Source organism: Clostridium sp. Cult3, assembly GCF_021655115.1.
Classification (GTDB): Bacteria; Bacillota; Clostridia; order Tissierellales; family Tepidimicrobiaceae; genus PPXY01.
Map to the genome: position 1 here is coordinate 91,517 of NZ_PPXY01000019.1, position 25,807 is coordinate 117,323.

A 25,807-nucleotide genomic window follows, 5' to 3' on the forward strand; every position below is an offset into this window, starting at 1 on the left:
TGATACCATTTTTCATATATACTTTAAACCATTGCATTAGCAAGCACAAGTAATTTTCATAAATAGTTTAAATACAAGAAAGGAGAAAATATATGAAAGCCAATGTGTACGTACTCTATGGAGGTAAATCAGTAGAACATGAAGTATCATTAAAGTCTGCATCAGCAATATTGAATGCTTTAGATAGAGATAAATTTAACGTTTATCCCGTATTTATTACAAAGGAAGGTATATGGTGTAGTTTAGGATTATTAGATGAAGAGATAAAGAGTGTAGATCAGCTACAGATAAAACCTACCACCACTGTAGCTAAGTCCATAGGAGAATTCTTAGCTACAGATTTTAAAGAAGGAGAAAAGAACATCATCTTCCCTGCTATTCATGGAATTAACGGAGAAGATGGTACTATACAGGGTCTCTTAGAATTAATCGATGTTCCCTATGTGGGAAATGAAGTGCTATCTTCAGCAGCGGGAATGGACAAGGTAATAATGAGGGATATATTTGCTAAACATGGTATACCTCAAACAAAATATACTTCCATTAGATTACATAATTGGAAAGAGGATGAAGGAAAAAGTTATCAACAGGTAGAGAACAAAATTGGCTACCCTTGCTATGTTAAACCTGCTAATTCTGGTTCTAGCGTTGGAATATCTAGGGCTGAAAATAGGGAAGAACTTGAAAAGTCCTTTCAAGAAGCCTTCAAATATGATTGTAAAATAATCGTAGAGAAAGAGGTAATCGGCAGAGAAATGCAAACCTCCGTTGTGGGAAATGATGAACCTAAAGCTTCCGTATCGGGAGAGTTCATCATGGAAAGAGCGTTCTTCGATTATAATGCTAAATATATAGATGGTACAATAACTCCTGTAGTCCCAGCTAGGTTGGAACCATCAGTAGCAGATGAAGTACGGGAAATGGCAGTTAAATCCTTTAAGGTGTTAAATTGTTATGGCCTTGCAAGAGTAGATATATTCGTCACTGATGATAATAAGGTATTGGTCAATGAAGTAAATACGATGCCTGGCTTTACAGCATTGAGTATGACCCCTGTACTATGGGAAGCCACCAATGGCACTACCTATGCTGAACTAATCGAATGGTTAATAGAATTGGCCTTTGAAAGATATGATCAAAAGAAATCCATTTTGTGTACGAGGGGCGTTGAAGAATGATAAAGCGTCGATTAATAGAAATACAAGAAATGGCTAAAGGATTTAACCTAGCAAAAGAATATGAAAAAGTTTATATTGAAGGAGTATCTACGGACTCTAGAAGTATTAAAAAAGGACAACTATTCGTCCCCTTAATAGGAGAAAACTTCAATGGTCATGATTTCATAGAACAGGCAATAGAAAAAGGTGCTGCTGCCACTCTATGGTCTCAGAATGAGCCAGTTCCCTCTGAGGATTTCCCCTTCATATTGGTAGAAGATACCTTAGAAGCTCTTCAGAGTTTGGCCAAAGAATATCGGAATCAATTGGATATTAAAGTAATAGGCATAACTGGCAGTAATGGAAAAACTTCGACAAAGGATATTTTAGCTAGCCTATTAAGCACCAAATATAAAACTCAAAAAACCCTAGGGAACCTAAACAACCATATAGGTACTCCCCTTACTATTTTGAGTCTAGATGAGGATACTGAAATAGCCGTCATCGAAATGGGTACTGACAATTTCGGGCAGATATCCCTATTGACTTCTATAGCTAAACCAGATGTAGGTATAATAACCAACATTGGAGAAGCTCATCTGGAAGGTTTAAAGACTAAGGAAAATATTGCAAAAGCAAAATTTGAAATATTAGAAGGGTTGAATCCAGAAGGTCTATTCCTATATTGTGGAGATGATCCAATACTTAATAAAACAACGGAAAAAATTAGTATTATTCAGAAGATATCTACCTATGGCACAGAAGAAACTAACGATTATCGCTGTGAACTAAATATGGTAGATGACAATGGCATATCCTTTAGATTGAAATCCCCCTATGAGCAGGATTACTTTTTACCGATGCTAGGAAGCCACAATATGCTCAACGCAACAGGAGCTATTGCAGTGGCTAGATATTTTGATGTTCCAGTGGATTCCATCCAAGAAGGCTTATACCATGTGGAGAAAACTGGCATGAGAAATGAGCTAGTCTTTGCAGAAGGATTTACCATATTGAACGACTCCTACAAATCCAATCCAGCTAGCCTTTTAGCTGCACTAGATACACTATACACTATGAAACAATATAAGCAGAAGATAGTAGTCCTTGGAGATATGCTGGGGCTTGGAGAACAAGAGATAAAAATGCACGAAGATATAGGAGTAAAGATAGATCCTGAAGAAATAGAATATGTATTTACCATTGGCCCTTTGGCAGCATACATAGCCAAAACAGCCGGGCTAAATTTCGAAAAGAATAAAGTAATATCTTGTAGAAACAAAACTCAACTGATTGAAAAATTAAAAAAGGTCATCAAGCCTAATTCCATTATTTTAGTAAAGGCTTCTAGACCTTTGGAGTTAGAAGAGGTAGTAGAAAAATTAAAAGAGGAAGTAATTATATCCCAAGATGAAGTAGTATAGTTCTAAATCGGTGAAGAAACTTCTTCACCGATTTTTAATTCAATTTATTTTTTATTATGACTATTTTTATATCCTCATAGCTTATTTCTTCAGGAAGAGCCTCTTTAATGGGTCTTAATCTTTCCAGTCCTATTTCATCTATGGCAGATAGTATCTTTTTTTCTTTATTAGGATCATCAATAAACCTAGACCAATCTACCCTATTACCCCTCTCTTCACACTTTTCCAAATGCTTTATTATAGTATTAGGAGTAAAGTCCCTCTTTTTAGCAATCTGCCCTAGGGACAAACCTTCTAAATAGCAGTCATAAGTCAACTCATATCTATCCTTGGATTCCCTTTCTATTGACCTTTCTATCTCTACCCTTTTAATGGTAGAAGTATCTATTTTCTTTCTATCCACATAATCCCTAATGATATTGATAAAATCTTCTCCGTAATTTTCATATTTCTTAAAACCTATACCCTTTATCCTTAAAAATTGTTCCTTATCCTGGGGAAAGTAGGTAGCCATCTCCTTTAAAGTTAAATCATGAAATATAATAAATGGGGCTACACCCTTTTGTTGAGCCAATCCATATCTAAATTCTCTCAGTTCTTCAAACAATTCTTGATCATAATTTTCATCTATATACTCTAAATCTAAAGTCCTCTTCCTGGTAATCTGTTTTGCTTCTAGTAGATCCTTTTTATGAAATACCTTTACCTCCCCTTTTAATACTGGAATGGAAGCTGGTGTTAATTTTAAAACAGGATATTTGTCCGCTGTCATAAGGATGTAATCCATAGCTACTAAAGTCATGATAATCTCCTTTAAAGCTGGTTCTGAATATTCCTTCATAATCCCGTAGGTAGATAAATTATCTAGCCCTAAATCCAATATCCTCTTGTTTTTAGAACCCCTTAATATATGGGTTATCATAGTCGCCCCATATCTTTCCCGCACCCTGTATATACAGGATAAGATCTTCTGGGATTCTATCGTAATATCCACCATCTCCGATTGGCTTATGCAGTTGCCACAATTATTACATTTTTCATCTTCTATTTCCTCACCAAAATAATTCAATATATTATTTCTTAGACAATCGTTGGTATTACAATAATCTACCAAGTACTGAAGATTTGTATACAACATAGTTTCCCTTTCTGGAGAGAGGGTACTACTCTGAATTATATATTTTTGTTTAACTATATCCCCTGGAGAATAGAGGAGTATACAATCGCTAGGCTCTCCATCCCTTCCTGCCCTCCCTGCCTCTTGATAATAGGCTTCCATATTTTTAGGCATATTATAATGGATAACAAATCTAATGTTCGGCTTATCTATACCTAGACCAAAGGCATTGGTGGCTACAATTATCCTTGATCGATTGTGTATAAAATCCTCCTGATTTCTGCCTCGTACATCGTCGGCCATCCCGCCATGATAAGCTACAGCAGATATGTTTTTATCTTGTAATCTCTTAGTTAAGGATTCTACAGTCTTTCTAGTAGCACAGTATATTATCCCAGATTCCTCCTGAAAGTTGTCCTCTAAATAATTCATTAAATAGTTAAATTTATCCTTAGCCTTTACCACTTGATAAAATAAATTAGGTCTATCAAATCCTACTACGGATATTAAAGGATTTTTTAATCCGATCAGCCTATTTATCTCATCTACAATTTCCTTGGTGGCAGTAGCTGTATAAGCTGACACTATAGGCCTTTTATTTAAGCTATTAATAAACCTAGGTATCTCAAGATAACTAGGTCTAAAGTCATGACCCCATTGGCTTATACAGTGGGCCTCATCTATAGCAACCATAGAAATATCTATATCCTTTGCCAAATTTAATAATTGATATGTATTCAACCTCTCTGGCGCCACATATACTATCTTGTACTTACCTTTCTTTATCCCCTCTATTCTATGGCATTGCTCCTTTTGGTCTAATGTACTATTTATATAGGTTCCATCTATGCCTATTTCCTCAAGGGAATCCACTTGGTCTTTCATCAAGGCTATTAGGGGAGAAATGACTAGAGTTATTCCATCAAACAAAATGGCAGGTAGCTGATAGCAAAGGGATTTACCACCACCAGTAGGCATTACCCCTAAAACATCCCTTCCCTTGAGAGTCCCTTCTATCAATTTTTCTTGCCCCTTTTTAAATTCATCATATCCAAAATATGTCTTTAATGCTTCATACATAACCATATCATATCCCCCTGTACTTTTATATTACAACATACGACATTCATAAGCCAGATGGACTATAAATACATATTATATCATTGTTTTCTATTAATAAAGAGGTAATTCCCTTTCCACCAGAGCCAAACCTTGTCCTTATTGTCTAAAAGATATGCTTTCCTATCCACAATAATAAAACTAACTCTATTATCATCAACAAAAGATATTTTAGTAGTTTAAGTTCACTAGTTAATCTACAACATAAATTCAAAGAAATAAACTACAATGGAAAATACTTTGATTATTATTTTCTTTACCAATGGAACTTTTCTAGGCTTAATTTTATGATTCCCTATATAATCATAATTTTCCCCTACCAACAGACTTTGCTCTATATATTTTTCCATTTCATATTCCAAATGCTCAGCAAATTGTTCACTATCAATGATAACCATAGTCTCTGTGCTTAAATGAACGCTTCTAGAATCAAAATTAAAGGACCCTACAGCTGATATCCTCTTATCAAATATGTAGGATTTAGCATGGATAGAGCCAGGGCCTTGAAATTCATATACATTGGCTTTAGTATCTGCTATATTCTTCCTGTGATTCATATAGCCAGATATAGCAAAGGGGTTGGGACTTACAGCTAATGAATTGGTCAATATATCTATATCTTCCGCGGTAATATCTTTATCCCTTAGGCTTTTAACCATACCCCTAGTGGGGATAATATAGGGACTTTGAAGTAATATAGACTCCTCCGCATCTTCCGCTAAGTTAATCAACTCATACCAACACCAAGGCTCCTTGTTTAAACGCTCTATAGGATTGTGTATCAAGGTAATCTTCTTGGTTGGCAAGGATAAGTCTGCCCAGTTAAAGGAATTGTCAAATATCTCTGGATTAATTTTTTTCATATCCTCAAGCCTTTGCTTTAGATATTGGGACTTTTTATAGCCTTTTTCCTGCTCCCTTTCTGTTAATTCCGTGGTTGGATATCTGGAAAATTCATGATTCCACACTTGATTGAAATAATCCTTTAGTTGGGAGATTACACTTGATTGAAAATGTGCTTCATCTGTGTTTAATATGAGTACATCCCTATCGTTAACTACAGCTATATTGGAATCATCTTGAGCAAAATACTTGTCACCAATATTCCTACCACCAATAATTGCTAATTTGTTATCCGCTATGATGAACTTGTCATGGAGTCTATTATTCCACGTCCAAGGCTTCAGCAGAGTAAAAGGTTCATAAAATTTTAGTTCTATATTTGGATGATCTGCAAAGGCATATATTACATCTTTAAGATTACCTTCCAGGTGATGAAAAACTCCATCTAATATGAAACGTACCTTAACTCCCCTATCCGCCGCCTCTATTATACTGCCTAAAAATATATCTGTGGATACTCCATCGTGGATAGTATAATAGGATATATCCAAAGTCTCCTTAGCTCTTTCTATTAAATCCACCCGGACTAGGCCAGAATAGTATCGTTCTTCAATAAGAGCTACTCGATCTTGTCCAATGCCTTCTCCATAAAATCTGTCTACTGGATGGCTAGATAAATACCTACTATCCTTTGGTTTTTGAAAACCAAATATTAAAACTCCAAATACAAATGCATATATGAGATAGACGGTTAAAGCATATTTTATATAGATACCTATGTTTTTACAATCCATTTTATAGCCCCTCTTTTCGCGAATACATTATTCAATAATCAAGAACTTGTCCTATACAATATACCCTTTTCCGTAATGTTTAATTTTATATCATATACAAACATTTATATCCCTATTATAACATTAATTTTATGCTCCTTCACTGCAGTCCAATACTATATCCTTTTCTATATAGTGTTTTCCCAATATTGTGATAATTTGTTAGACTATGATATATATAATTGATATAATTATATTAATACTTTTGACTATTTCATAAAGTATGATCTATAAAAAACAATTATTTCAAAGGGGGTAAGCAAATGTTTGATTTTCCACAAGATTTATACACCGATGTGCGCATAGAGGATGTGTACGAAACAAAAATAATATATCATCTAGGGGAGATAAGGGAATCGAAGATCAGAAGCTATAAGGCTGCTTTCATAAGGATATTCGATGGTGAAAGATGGTACTACAGCTCCATATCAAATATAGAAAATATACAAAGTGAAATCTATGCTCTTGCATCCTACGCCAATCCAAATAAAAACATATATGACAATCCTATCGTAAAAAATTTACAGATAAATCGAGAAGAAAATATTTCCTTTGGACAAAATAGCATCTCTAAAATCGCCATGGACAAAAAACACGAACTGCTGAAAAGATTTTTCCCACTACTAGATAACAATGAGCTAATAAAAAACTGGAAAGCTAACTATATCGATAGAAAGATCATTAAAAAGTTCTATTCCAGTAAAGGAGCAGATGTAATATTTGACACCCAGCTAGCAGGTTTATCTATTGGAATGGAGTTTGTAGAGGAGGGAAAAAGGCTATCTGAAAGCTACCAAAAAGCATATGATACTTTTGATAAGCTTTGTGAGGATTTAGAGGAATTTAAATCCTATGTAAAAGAATGTGAAAATTTCTTAACAAATGCTAAACCCATTAAACCTGGAAAATACACGGTAATACTATCTCCATTAGCAGCAGGAGTGTTTGCTCACGAAAGCTTTGGCCACAAATCTGAAGCAGATTTTATGATAGGTGATGAAACCATGAAAAAAGAGTGGGCTATAGGCAAAAGAGTAGGCTCTGAAATACTTTCCATCATAGATGATGGCAATATAATAGGTAGTGGATATGTACCCTTCGATGATGAAGGTTCTAAATCAAAAAAAATCTACTTGATTAAAAATGGCATATTAAGTGGTAGGCTCCACTCTGGTACTACTGCTACCCTTCTAGAAGAAAACTTAACTGGCAATGCTAGAGCTGTAAACTTCGAGTTTGAACCTATAGTAAGGATGAGAACTACCTATATAGAAAAGGGAGATAAAACCAATGAAGAACTATTTTCAGAGGTTCCAGAGGGAATATATATAAAAACTATAAAACATGGTTCAGGAATGTCCACATTTACCATAGCTCCATCTTTGGCTTATTATATTAAGGATGGAAAAATAGCAGAACCTGTAAATATTTCTGTGATCACTGGAAACGTCATGGATACCCTCGATGAAATCGATGGACTTTCCAACGAAGTTGAACTACACTCTTTCGTTTTAGGTGGATGCGGGAAAATGGAACAATTCCCTCTACCAGTCGGATTTGGTGGTCCCCATGTTAGGGTCAATAATATAAATGTACAGTAGAGAGGAGGGTTTTAAATGATAAAGGAAAAATATATTAGTAGAATTAAGGAAACATCCATCAATGTAGTTCAAACTAAAATAGACTCTGTAAGAAACAAGGATATCGAAAAGGTAAGCTTTAGAGTTTATGATAAGGGATTTATTGGTTATACAGGAGCCCTTGGTAGATATGATGAATCGGAGTTAGAAAAAAGAGCTATTGACGGATTAAATAATAAAATATCCTATGAATATCCATTGGAAAAGAATAATATAATGGGAGAGGACCTATCATCAGAGATAATCAATAGGGATAATCTAATAGATGAATTTGAAGAATTACTTGCCCGTATACGAAAAGAACAACCTGATTTCTATTTTTCAAATAAATTGTATCTAACAGATCAAGAAATAAAAATGACTAATAGTAACAATTTAGATCTTTACTATAAAGATAGTTTCATAAGCTTAGGATTGATATTTAAGGAAAAAACTTCTGTCAATATTATAGATGGCTTTGTTGGGTTTCAAGGTAGAAGATATGATAGGGAGCTAGCCATAGAGTATATTAACTCTATTTGCAATGCCTATTTGCATAAGGTAGATCTTCCAAATAACAATAAATTGCCTGTAGTATTTGCATCTGATGAAATGCTACCCTTTCTAAAGTTTATCCAAGACTTAGACGGAAACAACTTTGGTACAAAGAGTTCTTTATTAAGCGATAAAATAGGGGATAGAGTATTCAACGAAAATTTCACCCTATATCAAACTAATAATCCTAAAAACTACCCTATACCATTTTTTGACGCTGAAGGTGTCGTCAACAAGGATTATCAATATGCCCTTATAGAAAATGGAATAGTCAAATCCCCTTATACAGATAAAAGAACTGCTGATAAATACGATCTTCCCCTAACGGGAGCTGCAAAGGCAGAATATGATGGCATACCTACCTTAGGAACTCCAGTAATGGCTATAAAAGAATCAGAAAAAACCGCCAAGGAATTGTTAAATGGGGAGATGGGGATATTTATAATGGTTGCTTCTGGTGGAGATTTTACACCAGAAGGCAATTTTGCCTCCCCTGTCCAATTAGCATTCTTATTCGATGGTGAACATTTTATAGGTAGATTGCCAGAAATAAATATTAGTTCAAATCTGTTTGATATGTTTGGAGATTCCTTCATAGGCGTAAGTAAGGATGCCATTACTCCCTTATCCAATAGTAAATACTTGATAATAAACATGGAAGTTTCTAAAAATTAAAGTAATATACCATGGTTTAATTGCCATGGTATATTATTTCCTACCATATGTTATGAAGATTAATAGTAAATAGCTTCCTAAAATATGATACAATTATAACAATAAGGTATTTTGTGGTTTCTAAAAATATAGCAAGGATGGTGGGGTTTGTGAATACTAAAAAAATAATTTTAGCACTCATGTCCTTTATTCTCGCCATAAGTCTAACCGGCTGCATGGATAAATTTACATGTTCTAATATATGTTGCCAAATCGAATCAGGGGAGGATATAACCTTTTTCATCGCCACTGACCCTCATTATATGTCTAAAGAAACCTTTGATGATGGAAAAGCCTTTGAAACATTTCTTACTACTGGAGACGGTAAACTAATTGACTATTCTGATGAAATATTTAATGCTTTTACAAAAGATATAAAAAATTTAAAACCAGATATCCTTATAGTTCCTGGAGATTTAACCTGCAATGGAGAAAAAGAAAGCCATATGGAATTTGCAAAAAAACTAAAAGCCATCCAGAAGATGGGTGTATGTGTGTTTGTAATACCAGGAAATCACGATATAGAAAATCCTTGGGCTAGAAACTATGTTGGAGATGAGTTGATTAAAATCGATAGCATAACTAGTGATGAATTTGTAGATATATACTATCCCTTTGGATATAAAGATGCTGTGTCAAGAGATAATCATTCTCTAAGCTATTTAGCTACACCGGCAGAGGATATTTGGCTGCTAATGTTGGACTCAGCAAAATATAAGCGGAATAAATTGAGAGATGGTCCAGAAATGGGTGGAGAGATCTCTTCCAAAACCCTAGAATGGGTAGAGGATTGTGCCAATTTGGCAAAGGAAAATGACGCCAAGCTTATAGCGGTAATGCATCATAGCCTATTAGACCATAGCAATATAATTAATAAGGACTTTACAATTGAAAACAGTGAAGAAACACTAAGGGTATTTAAAAACTGTGAAATAGAAATAGTTCTCACAGGCCATATACATTTACAGGATATTAAATCCCATAAGGAAGGTGGTAAAACCATATATGATATTGCTACATCCTGTCTAACTGCATACCCAAACCAATATGGAATATTGAAATTTAAACCAGATAAGGGTTATGATTATCGAACAAATAGAGTCGATATGGCAGGGTGGGTAGAAGAAAATAAAATTAATGATAAAAGCCTAGTCCATTTTACTGAATACTCTAGAAATTTCTTTCAAAGACGAAGCTATGATAAATACTATGACTCTCTATTAGAAATATCTAAGTACTCTGACGAAGAGATGAAGGCCATATCTAAAACCATGTCTATACTCAATTTAAGATATTTTGCTGGCTTTAGAAATGAAGCTCTACACGATATATTTACTACAGAAGGATTTGAAATACTGTTGGAATCTGCACCAAATTTCGTACGAGACTATGCTCTAAGCATGTTTAGTGATGAAAAAACTGATAACAACAAACTATTTATTCCCCTATCCTTAAATGATATAGATAAAAAATAGTGTGGTAATATTATATTAAATAGGATATCCTAAGTTAATAGCTAGATCATTAAGTAAATAATAAAAAATTAAACTACAATCCAATATATTAATACAAAGATATCTTTTTATACTATTTATAGGAGGTTATAATATGGGTTTTGAAGTAGGTAAAAATTATTATGGATTTAAATTAGTAGATGAATACGAAGTAAAGGAAATTCAATCCATTGCAAGGGTATTCTCCCATGAAAAATCTGGTGCAAGACTATTACATTTAGAAAATGACGATGACAATAAAGTATTTTCCATAGGATTTAGAACTCCACCTTGGGATAGTACTGGAGTACCTCACATAATAGAACATTGTGTTCTATCCGGCTCTAGAAAATATAAAACCAAAGAGCCTTTCATGGATATGGTAAAGGGTTCCCTCCAAACTTTTATAAATGCCATGACTTTTAGCGATAAAACTCTGTATCCAGTAGCTAGTAGAAATGATAAGGACTTTTTTAACTTAATGGATGTATATCTAGATGCTGTATTCTATCCCCAAATATACGAAGAGCCTAAGATATTTATGCAGGAAGGCTGGCATTATGAACTGTTTGACAGGAAAGATCCTGTAATATATAAGGGAGTCGTCTACAATGAAATGCAAGGGGCATATTCGTCCCCAGAGAGGATTTTGGGAGATGAGATCAACAAATCCCTTTATCCAGATACCTGCTATAGATATTCTTCAGGTGGAGATCCAGAGGTAATACCAGATCTTACCTATGAAGGATTTTTAAACTTCCACAAGAGGTTTTATCATCCTTCAAATAGCTATATATACTTATATGGAAATGGGGATGTAAAAAAACATCTAGAACATATAGATAGAGACTATCTATCTCACTTCGATAGAAAAGATATAGACTCTCATATAGCTATTCAAAAACCCTTTAAAGAGAGAAAGGAAGTTATAGCTTATTACCCTATATTGAAGGATGAAGATGAAGATGATCGTACTTATTTAAGTTTAAATTTTGTTTTGGGAGAAAATATAGATCCAGAAACTTATTTATTGGCTAATATACTAGCTTTAATGTTAATAGAATCAGAAGCAGCACCAGTAAAAAAGGCATTACTTCAAGCTGGAATCGGCGAAGATGTATTTTCAATAAATGTAGGAGGATTGCAACCTGGTTTTGGTATTGTTGCAAAACATACTTCCAGTGATAAAAAGGATAGGTTTGAAAAGATCATCTTTGATACTCTCAACAATTTAGTAGAAAAAGGCATAGATGAAAAATTGATAGAAGCTTCCATCAACATCATGGAATATAGCCTTCGGGAAGCCGGTAATTTCGCAACTAAAGGTTTAGTATATAATATGCAATCTATGGACAGTTGGTTATATGATGGTAGTCCAACTACCCATCTTCAATATGAAGATACTATTAATAAATTTAAGGAAAACATAGGTACTGGATACTTTGAACAAATTATTAGAGAACGATTAATCGACAATTCACACAGTTCTCTAGTAGTAGTAGAACCTAAAAAAGGATTAGGAGAAGAAAAGGATAAGGACATAGAAAAAAGATTAGCAGAATTCAAAGAATCACTTGATGAAGAGGAGATGGAAGTTCTAATCAGAGAAAATGAAGAACTTAAAGAAATGCAACTATCAGATGATTCTCCTGAAGCTAAAGCTACCATTCCTAAACTTTCCATATCCGATGTAGATAAAAAGGCTGAAGTAATTCCCCAAGAAATAATAAAACTTGAAGATATAACTTTACTTTTCCATAATATATTTACTAGCAAAATCGCCTATATAGATTTTTATTTCGATACCTCTATGGTAGATGAAAAACTAATCCCATATATAAATTTACTATCAGGGATTGTTGGAAAAGTAGACACTCAAGTTAGAGATTATTCAGAATTGGCCAATGAAATATATATTAATACTGGAGGAATAGTTTTCGATGCTAGTGCTTATGTAGAAAAGGATAATGATGAAATATATTACCCTAAATTTGTCGTAAAAGGTAAAGCCATAGAAAATAACATCCCTAAAATGATGGAATTGATAAACGAACTACTTACTCAATCTAAAATAGAAGATAAAAATCGAATTAAAGAATTAATTCAACAGATAAAATCTAGAATAGAAATGACATTATTTAATGTAGGCCATTCCATATCCTCTTTGAGGGTTGGTTCCTACTTTTCCCCTTCTAGAAAATATACAGAAAAGCTTAAAGGTCTGGATTTCTATTGGTTTATCTGCGATATATTGGAAGACTTTGATAATAATAGCCAAGAGATTATTTCCAATCTCAACAAGGTGTACAGTGAAGTATTTAATATAAACAATCTAATCATAAGTTTTACAGGAGATGGAGAAGATTTAGCCTTAATTAAAAATAATCTACCAGTAGTTGTTGATAATCTAAATAGAGAAAAACTAGTACCTAAAAAGTATGATTTTACTAAACAAAAAACTAATGAAGGTATATTATCCTCTGCCAATGTTCAGTATGTATCCAAGGGATACAATTTCAAAAAGCTTGACTATAAATATAATGGTAATATGAGGGTATTAGCTACTATACTAAATGGAGACTATCTCCACAATAGAATCAGAGCCCAAGGTGGAGCCTATGGTGCAGGTGTTTCCATAGACAGAACAGGTCATCTAACCACCTTCTCCTACAGGGATCCAAATCTTCTGGAGACAATAAACGTTTATGATGGCATGGCAGACTATGTCAAAAATCTAGATCTAGATGAATCGGAGTTAACTACCTATATTATAGGAACTATGAGCCGTCTAGACCCAGCTATGACTCCTTATGACAAAGGGCAACTAGCTACTATTAGATATATATCCAACATAACTCAAGAAGAAATACAAAAAACAAGGGAAGAGGTCCTAAATACAAAGTTGGAAGATATTAAAGCTTATGCAACCCTTCTTAACGATGCCATGAAAGAAGATTATTTATGCGTTTTGGGTAACGAAAACAAGATTAGGGAAAATGAAAATATATTTAATAAGCTGGTTAAACTAAAGAAATAAAATCCACAAAACAGTTGTCATTCTAGGCATAGCAAAAGATCCCAGTCTTACGTAAAAATAATAATTCACACAGGCTAGAAGCCTGTGTGAATTTTTATTTAAAGTCTTCTTTGTCGTATTTAGGTACGGTTCTATCAAATTCCTCTTGGATGTCCCTTCTCAACTTTTCATCTGTTAATATATCATATCCAGTTAATGCCATAGCCTTAGCAGCTTTCAAAGCCATATCGTAGGCCCTAGGACTATTGGCTGCCTTTGTAAAGTCCGTAGAATGAGAGTTTGTTCCCCTATCTGCGATTTTTATGTAGGAATGTATAGCAGGAATTTTAAGACTTACATTTCCAATATCAGAAGAACCATACTTCATATCTGGATCAGGATATTTCATCTCTACACCAAAAGGTGCTATGTTCTCCTTTAACCTTTCATCAATATGTCTGTTAGGATATCTTTCCGCATATATGATGGATTTTTCTACCTTGGATTTAACCCCTATTAACTTTTCTACCGACTCCACTATATGGTCCAAATAGCCTTCTACAACCTTCAAATCCTTTACTGTCTCTGCCCTTAGAGAAAATTCGCAGGAACTATAATCTGGAATGATATTAGGCATATTGCCCCCTTCCCTTATAATCCCATTTATATTGGTCTTTAAGGGAAATAAACCTCTAAAATGATCTATCATATTAAAAGTTTGAATTGTGGCCTGTAAAGCATTTATTCCTCCCTCTGGATAGGCAGAATGAACTGATTTCCCAAAATACTCTATCTTAATACTTCTATTTGCTAATCCACCTCTGTATATCATATTATTTACACAGGGATGCATCATCAAAGCATAATCTATATCATCAAAATATCCCTCTTCCAGCATTAAGATCTTTCCTCCGCCACCTTCTTCAGCTGGAGTTCCTAATACTACTATTTTACCATCTATATAGTCAGCTACTTCCTTCAGTCCAATAGCAGCACCTACTGCCATAGTAGCTATTAGATTATGTCCACATCCGTGGCCTATTTGTGGTAGAGCATCATATTCCGCTAAAAAAGCCACTGTAGGTCCTTCGTCCTTTCCAATATATTCTGCCTTAAAAGCCGTTTTTAACATGCCTGTTCCCATAATTATATTAAAACCATGTTTTTCTAGTAAGGTGGTTATATTCCTCACCGCTTCAAATTCTTGAAAGGCTAATTCCGGATTTTCATGAAGGGTCTCTCCTAAAGCCACTAATTCATCTTCTAGCTCATCTATTCTATTGATTATACTAGCTCTTTGCTCCATATAGTTCACCTCTTCTTTTCTTATGACTTAAATTATATCATAGGATTTAAAATAAAAAGCTAGCATGTTAACTTTTTATATAAGGTTTTCATCTTTTCTACCATTCCCTCATCTACTTCTTTACTACTATAGCGACTATATATATAAATATCTCTGATTTCTTCTATCTCCTTTCCAAATATTTCTTCAGCTTTCTCATTTATTTCAGTAGAGGTATCGGAGTTTGATATATTAATATCTTCTTTGATCAATTTATCTAGATACCTTCTATAGTAATATCTTATCTGCTCCCTCAATTCTCTAGGATACTTTTCCCTTCTAAATAGCTTTTTTCTCTTTTTGGGTTTCTTTATATACTCCCTCTCTTCCGTATATTCTATACTTTTATATCCTCTACTATAACCTGCCTTCATGATTACTTTGTAGACGATATATATTAGAACTAAAGCCAATAGTACACCTAATATCCGTTTAAACATGGTAAAATCCCAAGGAACATATTCTTCTAAAATATTTCTAAGTTCTTCCATCTCCATATCCGCTGCCTCATCCATCCCAGGTTCGTATTCCATCATCTCTTCTATAGGCGTTTCCGTGGGCGGATCAATATTTTTACAAAATAGATAAAGAGGGTAGAAGACTGCAGTGATTAGCCCATCTAAGCCCTTCTCTATAGGCTTCCAAATAAATTCTCTTAAGCTATCAAAGGCTGCTATAGAAAAAACTACAAAAATAATGACTAAATATTTGATATTATTCCTTCTGATCTTCTCCATACTCATTCTAGAATCTAGGTGTCTAATAGTTCTCACTAACATTATTGAAGATAATAGGTAAACTATTATAAAGGGTGATGCATAACTAATAGAACCTTTAACCCCATCTAGCAACAACCTTATAAATATGACAACTATGTATAGCAATAAAATCCATCTTAATTGGTATACATATACATAATAATTGCCTTTAAATAAGGATTTCTTTATATATAAATAGATCAAGATAGTAGCTACTAATATGAAAAAAACGGATTTTTTGTCATTATAAAATATCAAAGGCAATAATAGTAGCAATATGCTAGTTTCATATATCTTGGATTTACTATAATTTAATGCAAATACCATAGATCCTAAAATAGTCCACATAAACACCAGGAACATTTCTCCTATAGGTGCAAAGTAAAAGAACATCATCCATAGGGAATATAAAAGGGAAACTATAGATATTATCTCAAACAAAATAATCTCTACCATATTACCTACTCCTATACTTAATTATATTATCATTGAAATCATCTAAATGCTCCGGTTCTACAGAGATGATTACCGTCCTATTGACAGTCTGACTTAAAATATTTATAGGCTCTATATATGTATCTAATATTCTCGGTGTAATAATAACCACAGTAGTATAGTGACCCTGTCTTTTAGCCATATTCCTTAAGGTGTTCTCAAAAAAGGTATCTACCTTATAATCCATTCGGCCAAGTATTTCAAGAAAGCTGCTTAAATGATTTTGACCTAAACCTGGATGGTAAAAATATCCCCTTTCATGGATAGATTTACTGTTATGAGCATTAGATGCAAAACCATAGGGTATTTTAAAATTTTCACATTCTTCCATGACTGCCCTGGTCAAGGATATGGCTCTTTCTATTATATCCTCTTCAATTGGTTGCCAACTAGGCTTCATGGTTTCAATATTTAAAACCACTATAATACTATTATCCGTAGTAAAGTCGAAGTTTTTAACCATTAGATTATTGTATTTTATTGAGGAAGGCCAATGGATAAATCTTTCCGGTTCATTTCCAGTATACTCCCTTATGCCAATGGTCATAAGGGGATCATCCAAAATCCATCTCCTAACCGATATATTCCCATTTAATGCTCCAATCGGTTCTAAGCTTTTATAAAGATCAACTTTTTCAGGAAGTATTACTATTTCTTTATTTACCTTCATATATTGTCTTTTAGATTTGAAACCAATAAAATCACCTAGTTCAAGGTATACATATTCAATTGTATAAAGGCCTCTTTTCCCACCTATTATCTTATATCCCCTCCTAACCCTTTGATTAGGCATGATAAATAAAGCATACCGATTGTCCCATATATTAAATCCCTTGGGAAATCTTTCGTTTATTTTTAAGAAGGGAACCGTCATCCGTTTTCTATTTTCCACTATAGAATAAATCTGTATCTCCTCTCCTATTTCAGCTTGACTTTTTTCTATTTCCATCCTATAGAATAAATCGTTAAAGCCATAGAATAGTGTCCATTTATTAATCAAATAGGTAAGGCCTATTAGTCCTATTAGAATCCAAACCATAGCTATCTAACTTCCAAGGGAACTTGTACATTTTTTACTATTTCCCCTATCAATTCTAATGAATCCTCTATATTGTTTACACCTCGAGCTATTATCCTATGGTTTAACACATATGGAGATATACTCTTTATGTCTTCGGGTATTATGTAATCCCTTCCGTTAATAGCAGCATGGGCTTGGGAAGCTTTAAATAGCGCTATGGAACCTCTAGGGCTTATGCCTAAAGCTATATCATCCCTATTTCTGGTTTCACTTACTATGTTTACTAGATAGTCCATTACATCTTCCTCTATAGTAACCTTGGATACATTTCTCAACACATAGTCTAACTCCTCCTGTTCAACTACTGCCTCTATATAGTCCAAAGGATTGCCTATGTTTTTCCTGATTATATCCTTTTCTTCCTCCTTTGTAGGGTAGCCTAGCTTAATACGCATAAAAAACCTATCCAGTTGTGCTTCTGGTAGGGGAAAAGTACCGTAGGATTCCACAGGGTTTTGAGTAGCTAATACCATAAAGGGTTTATTTAATATTCTAGTTTGCCCATCAGAAGTTACTTGTTTTTCCTCCATAGCCTCGAGAAGAGAGGATTGAGTCCTAGGGGTTGCTCTATTTATCTCATCAGCAAGTATTATATTGGAGAATAAAGGCCCCTCTCTAAATTGAAAATCCGAAATTTTTTGATTATAAAAGTTGATACCTGTAATATCTGAAGGTAATAAATCTGGTGTGAATTGAATTCTTTTAAAAGGTAAGCCTAATGTTTTAGAAAAAGCTTTTATCATCATGGTCTTTCCTGTCCCAGGTATATCCTCTAGTAAAACATGACCTCCAGCTAAAAAGGACACAAGGATTAGTTCAATCTCTGCATCCTTCCCTACTATTACTTTGGATACATTTTGTATAATCTTATCCTTGAAATCAGTAAACTTATGTACCTCCATATATTCATCCCCCTTAATAATATGGCTGTAATCAATATAAATGAATGTCAGTTAAATCCATTATACTAAAGTATATATAGTTGAGCAACAAAAAGACAGTCCCTTGACTGTCTTTGCCTTGATCATATTTCTAAAAATACTGGGCAATGATCGCTTCCCATTATTTCTGAATGAATCTGTGCATCCTTTAATTTGTCCTTAAGCCTATCCGACACTATAAAGTAGTCAATCCTCCAACCAGCATTTCTATCCCTTGCTCTTGTAATATAGGACCACCAAGTATAGGCACCTTCTTTATCAGGATAAAAATGTCTAAAGGTATCTACGAATCCTGTATCTAATAGCTGGGTCATCTTTCCCCTTTCTTCATCAGTAAAACCTGCATTTCTTTTATTACTTGATGGATTTTTTAAGTCTATCTCCTTATGGGCTACATTTAAATCTCCACACAATATTACCGGCTTATCTAAATCCAACTCCTTTAGATAATCCCTAAAATCATCTTCCCATGTCATTCTATAATCAAGACGTTTAAGCTCCCTTTGGGAATTAGGGGTGTACACATTTACTAAAAAGAAATCATCATATTCTAGAGTTATAACTCTACCTTCCTTATCGTGTTCTTCTATCCCTAGTCCATATTTAACCTCCAAAGGCTTGTCCTTAGTAAATACAGCTGTACCGGAATACCCCTTCTTTTCTGCATAATTCCAATACTGATGGTACCCCTCTAAATCCAGTTGAATTTGGCCTTCCTGTAATTTGGTTTCTTGAACACAGAATATATCTGCATCCACTTCCTCGAAATAATCCAAGAAACCTTTTTTAACGCAAGCCCTAAGACCGTTAACATTCCAAGAAACTAACTTCATCCTATCTCCTCCATAATATTTACTATCCTAAGCATTCTTTGATAATATTTCCTTTCTCCAGGTGCTCGGCACAAGCAAAGCAATTATGGTAAATAGCTCTAATCTACCTAATAACATAAACAAAGATAACAACAATTTTCCCCCATAACTAAATTGGCTGTAGGTTCTAGCTGGCCCTACTAGCCCAATACCAGGTCCTATATTGCCTAAAGTAGCAGCCACTGCACCTGCTGAAGATTCAAAATCAATACCTTCTAATGAAATAATTGCTGTTCCCAATACAAATATTAAAATATATAGCATGAAAAAACTTGTTATACTAGCAACGGTTTCATTTGGAACTACTTTATCCTCAGTCTTTATAGGAATAACTGCTCTGGGGTGAAATATTTTAGTTATCTCCCTCTTTATCAATTTGAACAACACTAATATCCTAATATTTTTCATTCCCCCACCTGTTGAACCGGCACAACCTCCGACAAACATAAGAGAAAACAATATTATCTTACTAAAAGTAGGCCATTGATCAAAGTCCACTGTAGCATAGCCAGTAGTAGTTATGATAGAACCTACTTGAAAAAAGGAATCTCTTAAAGATAATCCAAAATTATTATACATACTCTTATTTATATTTATTGCAATAAGAATTACAGCTGTAAATATTATACCCAAATATAGTCTTAACTCTTCATTCCTTATTACTTCCCTTACTTTGCCTTTAAAAAGTGCATAGTACAATGAAAAGTTAACCCCTGATAATATCATAAATATACCAATTACCAAATGTATATAAGTACTATTATAAGCACCAACACTTTCATTTTTTATAGAAAAACCTCCAGTACCTACTGTACCAAAGGTATGGACTGCAGCATCAAATAATGACATACCGCCTAATAGCAATAATACTATTTCCAAAAGGGTAATTACCAAATATGTGGTATATAGTATCTTGGCAGTATCTTTAACCCTTGGCACGATTCTATCTGGTTTAGGCCCAGGGCTTTCCACCTTAAATATCTGGAATCCCCCTACTCCCAATGTAGGTAAAACAGCAATGGTAAAAACCAATATTCCCATTCCGCCAATCCAATGGGTAAAAGATCGCCAAAACAATATGCCTTTTGGGAGAAGCTCTACATCATCTACAATGGTAGCCCCAGTTGTTGTAAAACCCGATACGGTTTCAAAAAATGCATCTACCCATGAAGGAATACTTCCAGAAAATACAAAAGGCAAAGAACCAAAAAAAGACGCTAATATCCATCCAAGCGCAACAATAGCTAGACCCTCTTTGGCTTTTATCCCTTTTTTATATTCAAAGCTCTTACTCATTATAAACCCTATAACACCAGTGATAATAATACTGATTAAAAAAGCCCTTTTATCCCATTGATTATAATATATAGCTACAAAAAAGGAGGGAATCATCAATCCTGCTTCTATCATCAGCAGATTACCTAATACCTTAATAACTGCCCCATAGTTCACTGAGTATCCCTCCTTTACTAGGCCTTAACATCTTCTTTAAAGCTGGCATATCAGATGTTAAGGAAAATACAACAATTCTATCCTTTGGATAAATTATGGTGTCTCCTTTTGGGATAATAACCTCTCCATCGTGAACAATTGCACCGATAATAATTCCTTTAGGTAATCCCAATTTAGATATAGGTTTTCCAACAATGGGTAAATCCTCAGATACGATTATCTCGGTAACCTCTCCCTGTCCCCCTAAAAGTAAAGATACTGATACTACCTTACCTCCCCTTATGAATCTTAAGATATCGCTAGCAGTAATATTAACAGGGTTTAGGGCAACATCAATATCTAGCTTATCTATTATATGAACATAATTAGGTCTAGATATCTTAGCAATAGTCTTGTTAACACCTGACTGTTTCGCTACTAAAGCCATCAATAAATTCTGTTCATCATAACCTGTAACCCCTACAAAAGCATCTTGAAGTGCCAAATCTTCTTCCTCTAACAAATTGATATCTGTTCCATCTCCATGGATTATCATAGCATGGTTTAGTTTTTCTGATAGATAATGACACCTTGTCTTATCCTCCTCTACTATTGTTACAGACACATTAGAAGATTCTAATCTATGTGCCAAATAGTAGCCAATTTTCCCACCGCCTAATATCATGACCTTCTTAGTATGTTTCTTATCCATATTGGTTTTAAGTTTCTCACCTAATTTATTTATATTCTTGGCCTTGCCAATTACATGGATTACATCTTCTTTCATTAATCTAGTTGATCCATTAGGAATAATTAGATCTCCTTCTCTAGATATAGCAGTAATAAGTAGTCCTTCCAATCCTTCTAGTTCCATTATTTTCTTACCAGTAAAACCTTCTATATTTCCTATATGAAAATCTACCATTGAAACCTTGCCCTTAGCAAAGTCGTCTGCATAAAAATTGTAACTCTTCAATAGATACCTTTCTATTTCCATAGCTGTAGTTAAATCTGGATTGATAATATGGTCTATACCCATTTCATTTTTTACAAAATCCAATTGTTCTGTAAACTCTGGATTTCTAATTCTTGCTATGGTCTTCTTGCATTTTAGCTTCTTTGCCAAAGAACAAATTAAAGTATTGGTTTCATCACTATTCGTTGCTGCTACAAGTAAATCATAGGTTTGAATATCTAGCTCCTTCAATGCACCGATCTGTATACCATTGGCGGCAACAGTTAACACATCCAGGTGATCGCTAATCCTCTCTAAAGTCTTCAAATTTACATCTACTAAAGTTACATCTATATCCTCATGATTCATAAGTTCAGCTAATTTATATCCCAACTTTCCAGCTCCAACAATCATTACTTTCATAAAATCCACTCCTAGTTATAAAAGATATATAAAATCATTATAACAGTTTTCATATGGATTAAGAAGGTTTAATACCATACATTTTAATGAAACTTTAACAAAGATTGTGGATAACTGGTGTTGGGATATTGGTTTTAACAAATATGTTGTGGATAATTTAGAAATATGTTGATAAGCTCTATCTTACCCTGCTGAATTCTATCTCTAATTCCATTTCCTTACCATTTCTGATTATACTCAATTTTGCTTTATCACCTTTTTTGTATTTATATAAAATCTTTTTGAGTTGATTCATATTTTCAATATCCTGATCATCAATTTTAGTTATTATATCACCGTTTCTCAATTCCCCTCTACTTGCTGGGGAATTAGGCATTACTTCAATTATGATAATTCCATTGTCTCCTTGCAAATCCACTCCCAACTGTCTCTCATATAATTCTACTTCAATACCAGTTACTCCCATATAAACCATCTTAAAACTTCCTTCTTTAACTACCTGCTCTACTATTGGTTTAATAGTGTTTATTGGTATGGAAAAGCCAAGGCCTTCTGCAGTCTTTATCTTAGCAGTATTTATTCCTATTACCTCTCCCTTACTATTTAGTAAAGGCCCGCCACTATTCCCCGGATTAATTGAAGCATCAGTTTGAATCAAGTCCTCTATGATATTGGCTTCATCCACCCTAATGCTTCTATGAAGTCCACTAATAATCCCTGAGGTTACAGTCCTTTGAAATTCCAATCCTAAAGGGTTCCCTATAGCTATGGCTACCTCTCCTACCTGTAATTTATCGGAATCCCCTAAGCTTGCTACAGGTAAATCCTTTTTATCCACTTTAATAATAGCTAAATCTAAAGATGTATCACACCATAATACCTTTCCAGCCTCTTCGTCTCCATTTTCAAATAGAACCTTTATCTGTTTTGCACCTCCATCTCCTACCACATGGGAATTGGTAAGTATATAGCCATTGCTATCTATTATTACTCCTGAACCTACTCCATCTACCTCCTGCTCCAAAAATCCATATCTTTGAACCTCTACTGTAGTAATACCTACTACACTACCTACAGCCTTTTTCACTGCTTGGGATATATCTGTACTATTAGCGATTTGATAAGTTTTTTCAGCAACATAAGATTCTTGAGCTTTTCCTGGAGATGACTCTTCAGCAAATAGATAATTCATTCCAATATAGGATGATACCAATCCCCCGATAAGGGAAGCAATTAAAGCCACCACAAAATAGGATAAAATTCTTCTCCTCTTAGGGTTTTTCTCTTCTTTTGTTCTAGTGGTATCTAAAATCATATGGTCCTCTCCAGTATTTTCAACAACAGTTGTGTTCCCCATATCATCTATGTCTTTTTTTTCATAATCCATAGTATTACCTCCTAATTCTTTATTTGTATTTATATTAATAAAGAATTATAGAAAAACTATGGATAAAACATGGTTTATTATGAAACTTTTAATTGGTTTTCTCACAATTTCCCACAATTCTTCGATATAGATGCCATGTTCTTTTGTTATAATATATTTATAATAATTCTTAAGAGGTGAATACCATGTCCTTTAATATCTATCTCGTAGAGGATGACAAGAATTTAAATCTTATTTTGACTTCATATTTAGAAAAGGAAGGATGGCAAGTATCTTCCTTTTTAACAGGAGAGGATGCTAAAAAAAACATTGGTAATCCTCCTGACCTTTGGATACTGGACATCATGCTTCCAGATATAGATGGATACCAACTTTTGCAAGAAATAAAGTTGACATCACCAGATATTCCTATAATATTTATATCTGCAAGAGATGCGGATATAGATAGGGTATTGGGCTTAGAACTAGGTAGTGATGATTACCTACCTAAACCCTTTCTCCCTAGGGAGTTGGTCATTAGGACCCGTAATCTATTAGAAAGGGTATATGGTTCTAGTCCTCAAGTTTTAAACATCCCCCCCTATACTATAGATGAAAATAGTAGGAGAGTAAAATCACAAGATGGTTTAATAAACTTAACATCTAAAGAATTCGATCTATTGATCTATTTTGCTAAAAACCAAGGCATAGCCCTTTCAAGGGAGCAAATCCTTAAATCCATTTGGGGCTCCGATTATTTTGGAACGGATCGAGTAGTAGACGATCTGGTAAGACGGTTACGAAAAAAAATACCTAAGCTTAATATTGAGACTATTTATGGATATGGCTATAGGATGATTAAATCATGAATATAAAAAACTTACCATTATCTATTCAAATATGGCTAGTATTTGCTATTATAACCCTATGTATATCCATATTGTTAGCTATTATTCTACCATTGACTTTACGAAACTTTTTTACTAAAGAGATCTATGCTAATATCGAAAGTGCCCAAGATTTAATGTTGAATCGGTTTAATAGTCAGTCCTTTCGGGATTTTTTCGAATCGGAATTTATGAAGGATCCTAGACAAGCTATGGAAAATATCCGTACAGTCAATCATTTTATAATTTATGATGACAATAAAATTATATTATCTTCATCTTTACCTATGGACTTCTTAAATGGGGTAATAAAAGAAGCAATGGTTCAAAAGGATACCAGTAAACGATATAGTGGGCAAGTTAGCAATGAAAAGGTGTTTTATGTTATTACTAAGGGACAATCTTTAAATCAAGATGTTTATTTAGTATCCTATATGTGGGATTCCTATAGGGAAGACTTAGTACAGACCTTGTTTAAAAAGTTAATACTGCTTATGGCTATAGTTTTTCTATTAAGCTGGATACCAGCTATTGGCTTATCTAGATATTTATCTAGTCCCTTGGTAAATTTAGAAAGACGAGTTGGAAAACTTGCAAATCATGAATGGGATGAACCAATAGAACTGGAAAGAGGGGATGAAATAGGTAGATTAGGTGAATCTATAGAACAGCTTAGAAATCAGCTAATATATCAAGATGAAATGCAACAATCCTTTCTCCAACATGTATCCCATGAATTAAAAACCCCTGTAATGGTTATCCGTAGCTACTCCCAGGCTATTAGAGATGGTATATATCCTAAAGGGGATTTGGATAACTCAGTTCAGATTATTGATGAGGAGGCAGCGAGACTAGAAAAGCGTATACGAAACCTACTCTATTTAACTAAATTAGACTACCTATCTAATCATGAAATCTCTAAAGAAAACTTTTCTCTAGATAGATTGATAGAGGATGTGGTTGAAAGACTAGCCTGGAGTAGGGTTCAATTAGATTGGCATTTAGACCTATATCCTATAGATATAGATGGGGATATGGAACAGTGGAGGATTGCCATAGAAAATCTACTAGATAATCAGATACGATATGCCGATAGCAAAATATCTATATCCTTAAAGCCTAAAGATAATGACAAGGTCCTACTGACATTTTGGAATGACGGCCCCAATATCGAACCTAAGGTTATGGATTCCCTATTTAGTAAGTTTAATAAAGGATATAAGGGAGAGTTTGGTCTTGGATTGGTCATAGTATATAGAATTATAAATCTACATCAAGGCAAGATTTGGGCTAAAAATGAACAAAAGGGCGTATCCTTTTATATGGAAATACCAGTATAAAAACCCAGTGGATTTTCACTGGG

At 34.0% G+C, this 25,807-nt stretch carries 18 protein-coding genes; 8 read left to right on the top strand and 10 right to left on the bottom strand.

Annotation, left to right across the window (positions count from 1 at the left end; genetic code table 11):
* The first annotated feature begins 92 nt into the window (after positions 1-92).
* Positions 93-1,178: a D-alanine--D-alanine ligase gene (locus tag C3E88_RS04555; RefSeq protein WP_236908978.1), complete on the top strand. Its 1,086-nt coding sequence runs from the start codon at positions 93-95 to the stop codon at positions 1,176-1,178.
* Complete coding sequence (locus C3E88_RS04560) at positions 1,175-2,581, top strand: UDP-N-acetylmuramoyl-tripeptide--D-alanyl-D-alanine ligase (protein WP_236908979.1); 1,407 nt, start codon at positions 1,175-1,177, stop codon at positions 2,579-2,581. The genes C3E88_RS04555 and C3E88_RS04560 overlap by 4 nt, the downstream gene beginning before the upstream one ends.
* Positions 2,582-2,615: 34 nt before the next feature.
* On the opposite strand, the gene recQ is transcribed toward C3E88_RS04560, so the two are convergent.
* Together recQ and C3E88_RS04570 are read right to left on the bottom strand one after the other, a co-directional pair.
* The gene (gene recQ, locus C3E88_RS04565) at positions 2,616-4,784 is read right to left on the bottom strand and encodes a DNA helicase RecQ (RefSeq protein ID WP_236908980.1); all 2,169 of its coding nucleotides are present in this window, start codon (positions 4,782-4,784) and stop codon (positions 2,616-2,618) included.
* Positions 4,785-5,014: 230 nt separating this feature from the next.
* Positions 5,015-6,454, bottom strand: coding sequence for a phospholipase D-like domain-containing protein (locus C3E88_RS04570; protein WP_236908981.1), 1,440 nt, complete (start codon positions 6,452-6,454; stop codon positions 5,015-5,017).
* Positions 6,455-6,756: 302 nt separating this feature from the next.
* Between C3E88_RS04570 and C3E88_RS04575 the strand changes: the two genes are divergently transcribed.
* The 4 genes from C3E88_RS04575 to C3E88_RS04590 all read left to right on the top strand — a co-directional run bounded on the left by C3E88_RS04575 (position 6,757) and on the right by C3E88_RS04590 (position 13,911).
* On the top strand, positions 6,757-8,094 hold the full coding sequence (locus C3E88_RS04575; protein WP_236908982.1) for a TldD/PmbA family protein: 1,338 nt from the start codon (positions 6,757-6,759) through the stop codon (positions 8,092-8,094).
* A 15-nt stretch (positions 8,095-8,109) separates the two neighbouring features.
* Complete coding sequence (locus C3E88_RS04580) at positions 8,110-9,342, top strand: metallopeptidase TldD-related protein (RefSeq protein WP_236908983.1); 1,233 nt, start codon at positions 8,110-8,112, stop codon at positions 9,340-9,342.
* Between the two features lie 149 nt (positions 9,343-9,491).
* Complete coding sequence (locus C3E88_RS04585) at positions 9,492-10,856, top strand: metallophosphoesterase (protein WP_236908984.1); 1,365 nt, start codon at positions 9,492-9,494, stop codon at positions 10,854-10,856.
* A 133-nt stretch (positions 10,857-10,989) separates the two neighbouring features.
* Complete coding sequence (locus tag C3E88_RS04590; protein ID WP_236908985.1) at positions 10,990-13,911, top strand: insulinase family protein; 2,922 nt, start codon at positions 10,990-10,992, stop codon at positions 13,909-13,911.
* Positions 13,912-14,005: 94 nt separating this feature from the next.
* Here the strand turns inward: C3E88_RS04590 and C3E88_RS04595 are convergent, their stop codons facing one another.
* The 8 genes from C3E88_RS04595 to htrA form a co-directional block, all read right to left on the bottom strand.
* On the bottom strand, positions 14,006-15,196 hold the full coding sequence (locus C3E88_RS04595; protein ID WP_236908986.1) for an amidohydrolase: 1,191 nt from the start codon (positions 15,194-15,196) through the stop codon (positions 14,006-14,008).
* Between the two features lie 59 nt (positions 15,197-15,255).
* Positions 15,256-16,449, bottom strand: a complete 1,194-nt coding sequence (locus C3E88_RS04600) for a hypothetical protein (protein ID WP_236908987.1) — start codon at positions 16,447-16,449, stop codon at positions 15,256-15,258.
* 1 nt (position 16,450) lies between these two features.
* Positions 16,451-17,527 (bottom strand): DUF58 domain-containing protein, encoded by a 1,077-nt coding sequence (locus tag C3E88_RS04605; RefSeq protein ID WP_236908988.1) that lies wholly within the window; start codon positions 17,525-17,527, stop codon positions 16,451-16,453.
* A 2-nt stretch (positions 17,528-17,529) separates the two neighbouring features.
* Positions 17,530-18,471: an AAA family ATPase gene (locus C3E88_RS04610; protein WP_236908989.1), complete on the bottom strand. Its 942-nt coding sequence runs from the start codon at positions 18,469-18,471 to the stop codon at positions 17,530-17,532.
* 122 nt (positions 18,472-18,593) lie between these two features.
* Complete coding sequence (locus C3E88_RS04615) at positions 18,594-19,343, bottom strand: exodeoxyribonuclease III (RefSeq protein WP_236908990.1); 750 nt, start codon at positions 19,341-19,343, stop codon at positions 18,594-18,596.
* 27 nt (positions 19,344-19,370) lie between these two features.
* Entirely contained in the window at positions 19,371-20,834 is a 1,464-nt protein-coding gene (locus C3E88_RS04620; protein WP_236908991.1) for a TrkH family potassium uptake protein, read from the bottom strand.
* Complete coding sequence (gene trkA / locus C3E88_RS04625) at positions 20,812-22,191, bottom strand: Trk system potassium transporter TrkA (protein ID WP_236908992.1); 1,380 nt, start codon at positions 22,189-22,191, stop codon at positions 20,812-20,814. The genes C3E88_RS04620 and trkA overlap by 23 nt, the downstream gene beginning before the upstream one ends.
* Before the next feature lie 178 nt (positions 22,192-22,369).
* Positions 22,370-23,578 carry a serine protease HtrA gene (gene htrA / locus C3E88_RS04630; protein ID WP_236908993.1) on the bottom strand — a complete coding sequence of 403 codons (1,209 nt, stop codon included), beginning with the start codon at positions 23,576-23,578 and terminating at the stop codon, positions 22,370-22,372.
* Between the two features lie 185 nt (positions 23,579-23,763).
* Here htrA and C3E88_RS04635 point away from each other — a divergent pair, with 185 nt between their 5' ends.
* Together C3E88_RS04635 and C3E88_RS04640 are read left to right on the top strand one after the other, a co-directional pair.
* On the top strand, positions 23,764-24,426 hold the full coding sequence (locus C3E88_RS04635) for a response regulator transcription factor (protein WP_236908994.1): 663 nt from the start codon (positions 23,764-23,766) through the stop codon (positions 24,424-24,426).
* The gene (locus C3E88_RS04640; protein WP_236908995.1) at positions 24,423-25,784 is read left to right on the top strand and encodes a sensor histidine kinase; all 1,362 of its coding nucleotides are present in this window, start codon (positions 24,423-24,425) and stop codon (positions 25,782-25,784) included. The genes C3E88_RS04635 and C3E88_RS04640 overlap by 4 nt, the downstream gene beginning before the upstream one ends.
* Positions 25,785-25,807: the final 23 nt, after the last annotated feature.

Bases quoted from the DNA above. Each gene is read 5' to 3' on its own strand.
- C3E88_RS04640 (WP_236908995.1), top strand. From the start codon at position 24,423: ATGAATATAAAAAACTTACCATTATCTATTCAAATATGGCTAGTATTT.
- C3E88_RS04570 (WP_236908981.1), bottom strand. From the start codon at position 6,454: ATGGATTGTAAAAACATAGGTATCTATATAAAATATGCTTTAACCGTC.
- C3E88_RS04555 (WP_236908978.1), top strand. From the start codon at position 93: ATGAAAGCCAATGTGTACGTACTCTATGGAGGTAAATCAGTAGAACAT.
- C3E88_RS04590 (WP_236908985.1), top strand. From the start codon at position 10,990: ATGGGTTTTGAAGTAGGTAAAAATTATTATGGATTTAAATTAGTAGAT.
- C3E88_RS04615 (WP_236908990.1), bottom strand. From the start codon at position 19,343: ATGAAGTTAGTTTCTTGGAATGTTAACGGTCTTAGGGCTTGCGTTAAA.
- C3E88_RS04635 (WP_236908994.1), top strand. From the start codon at position 23,764: ATGTCCTTTAATATCTATCTCGTAGAGGATGACAAGAATTTAAATCTT.
- C3E88_RS04605 (WP_236908988.1), bottom strand. From the start codon at position 17,527: ATGGTTTGGATTCTAATAGGACTAATAGGCCTTACCTATTTGATTAAT.
- C3E88_RS04580 (WP_236908983.1), top strand. From the start codon at position 8,110: ATGATAAAGGAAAAATATATTAGTAGAATTAAGGAAACATCCATCAAT.
- C3E88_RS04575 (WP_236908982.1), top strand. From the start codon at position 6,757: ATGTTTGATTTTCCACAAGATTTATACACCGATGTGCGCATAGAGGAT.
- C3E88_RS04560 (WP_236908979.1), top strand. From the start codon at position 1,175: ATGATAAAGCGTCGATTAATAGAAATACAAGAAATGGCTAAAGGATTT.
- trkA (WP_236908992.1), bottom strand. From the start codon at position 22,191: ATGAAAGTAATGATTGTTGGAGCTGGAAAGTTGGGATATAAATTAGCT.
- htrA (WP_236908993.1), bottom strand. From the start codon at position 23,578: ATGGATTATGAAAAAAAAGACATAGATGATATGGGGAACACAACTGTT.
- C3E88_RS04610 (WP_236908989.1), bottom strand. From the start codon at position 18,471: ATGGAGGTACATAAGTTTACTGATTTCAAGGATAAGATTATACAAAAT.
- C3E88_RS04595 (WP_236908986.1), bottom strand. From the start codon at position 15,196: ATGGAGCAAAGAGCTAGTATAATCAATAGAATAGATGAGCTAGAAGAT.
- C3E88_RS04600 (WP_236908987.1), bottom strand. From the start codon at position 16,449: ATGGTAGAGATTATTTTGTTTGAGATAATATCTATAGTTTCCCTTTTA.
- recQ (WP_236908980.1), bottom strand. From the start codon at position 4,784: ATGGTTATGTATGAAGCATTAAAGACATATTTTGGATATGATGAATTT.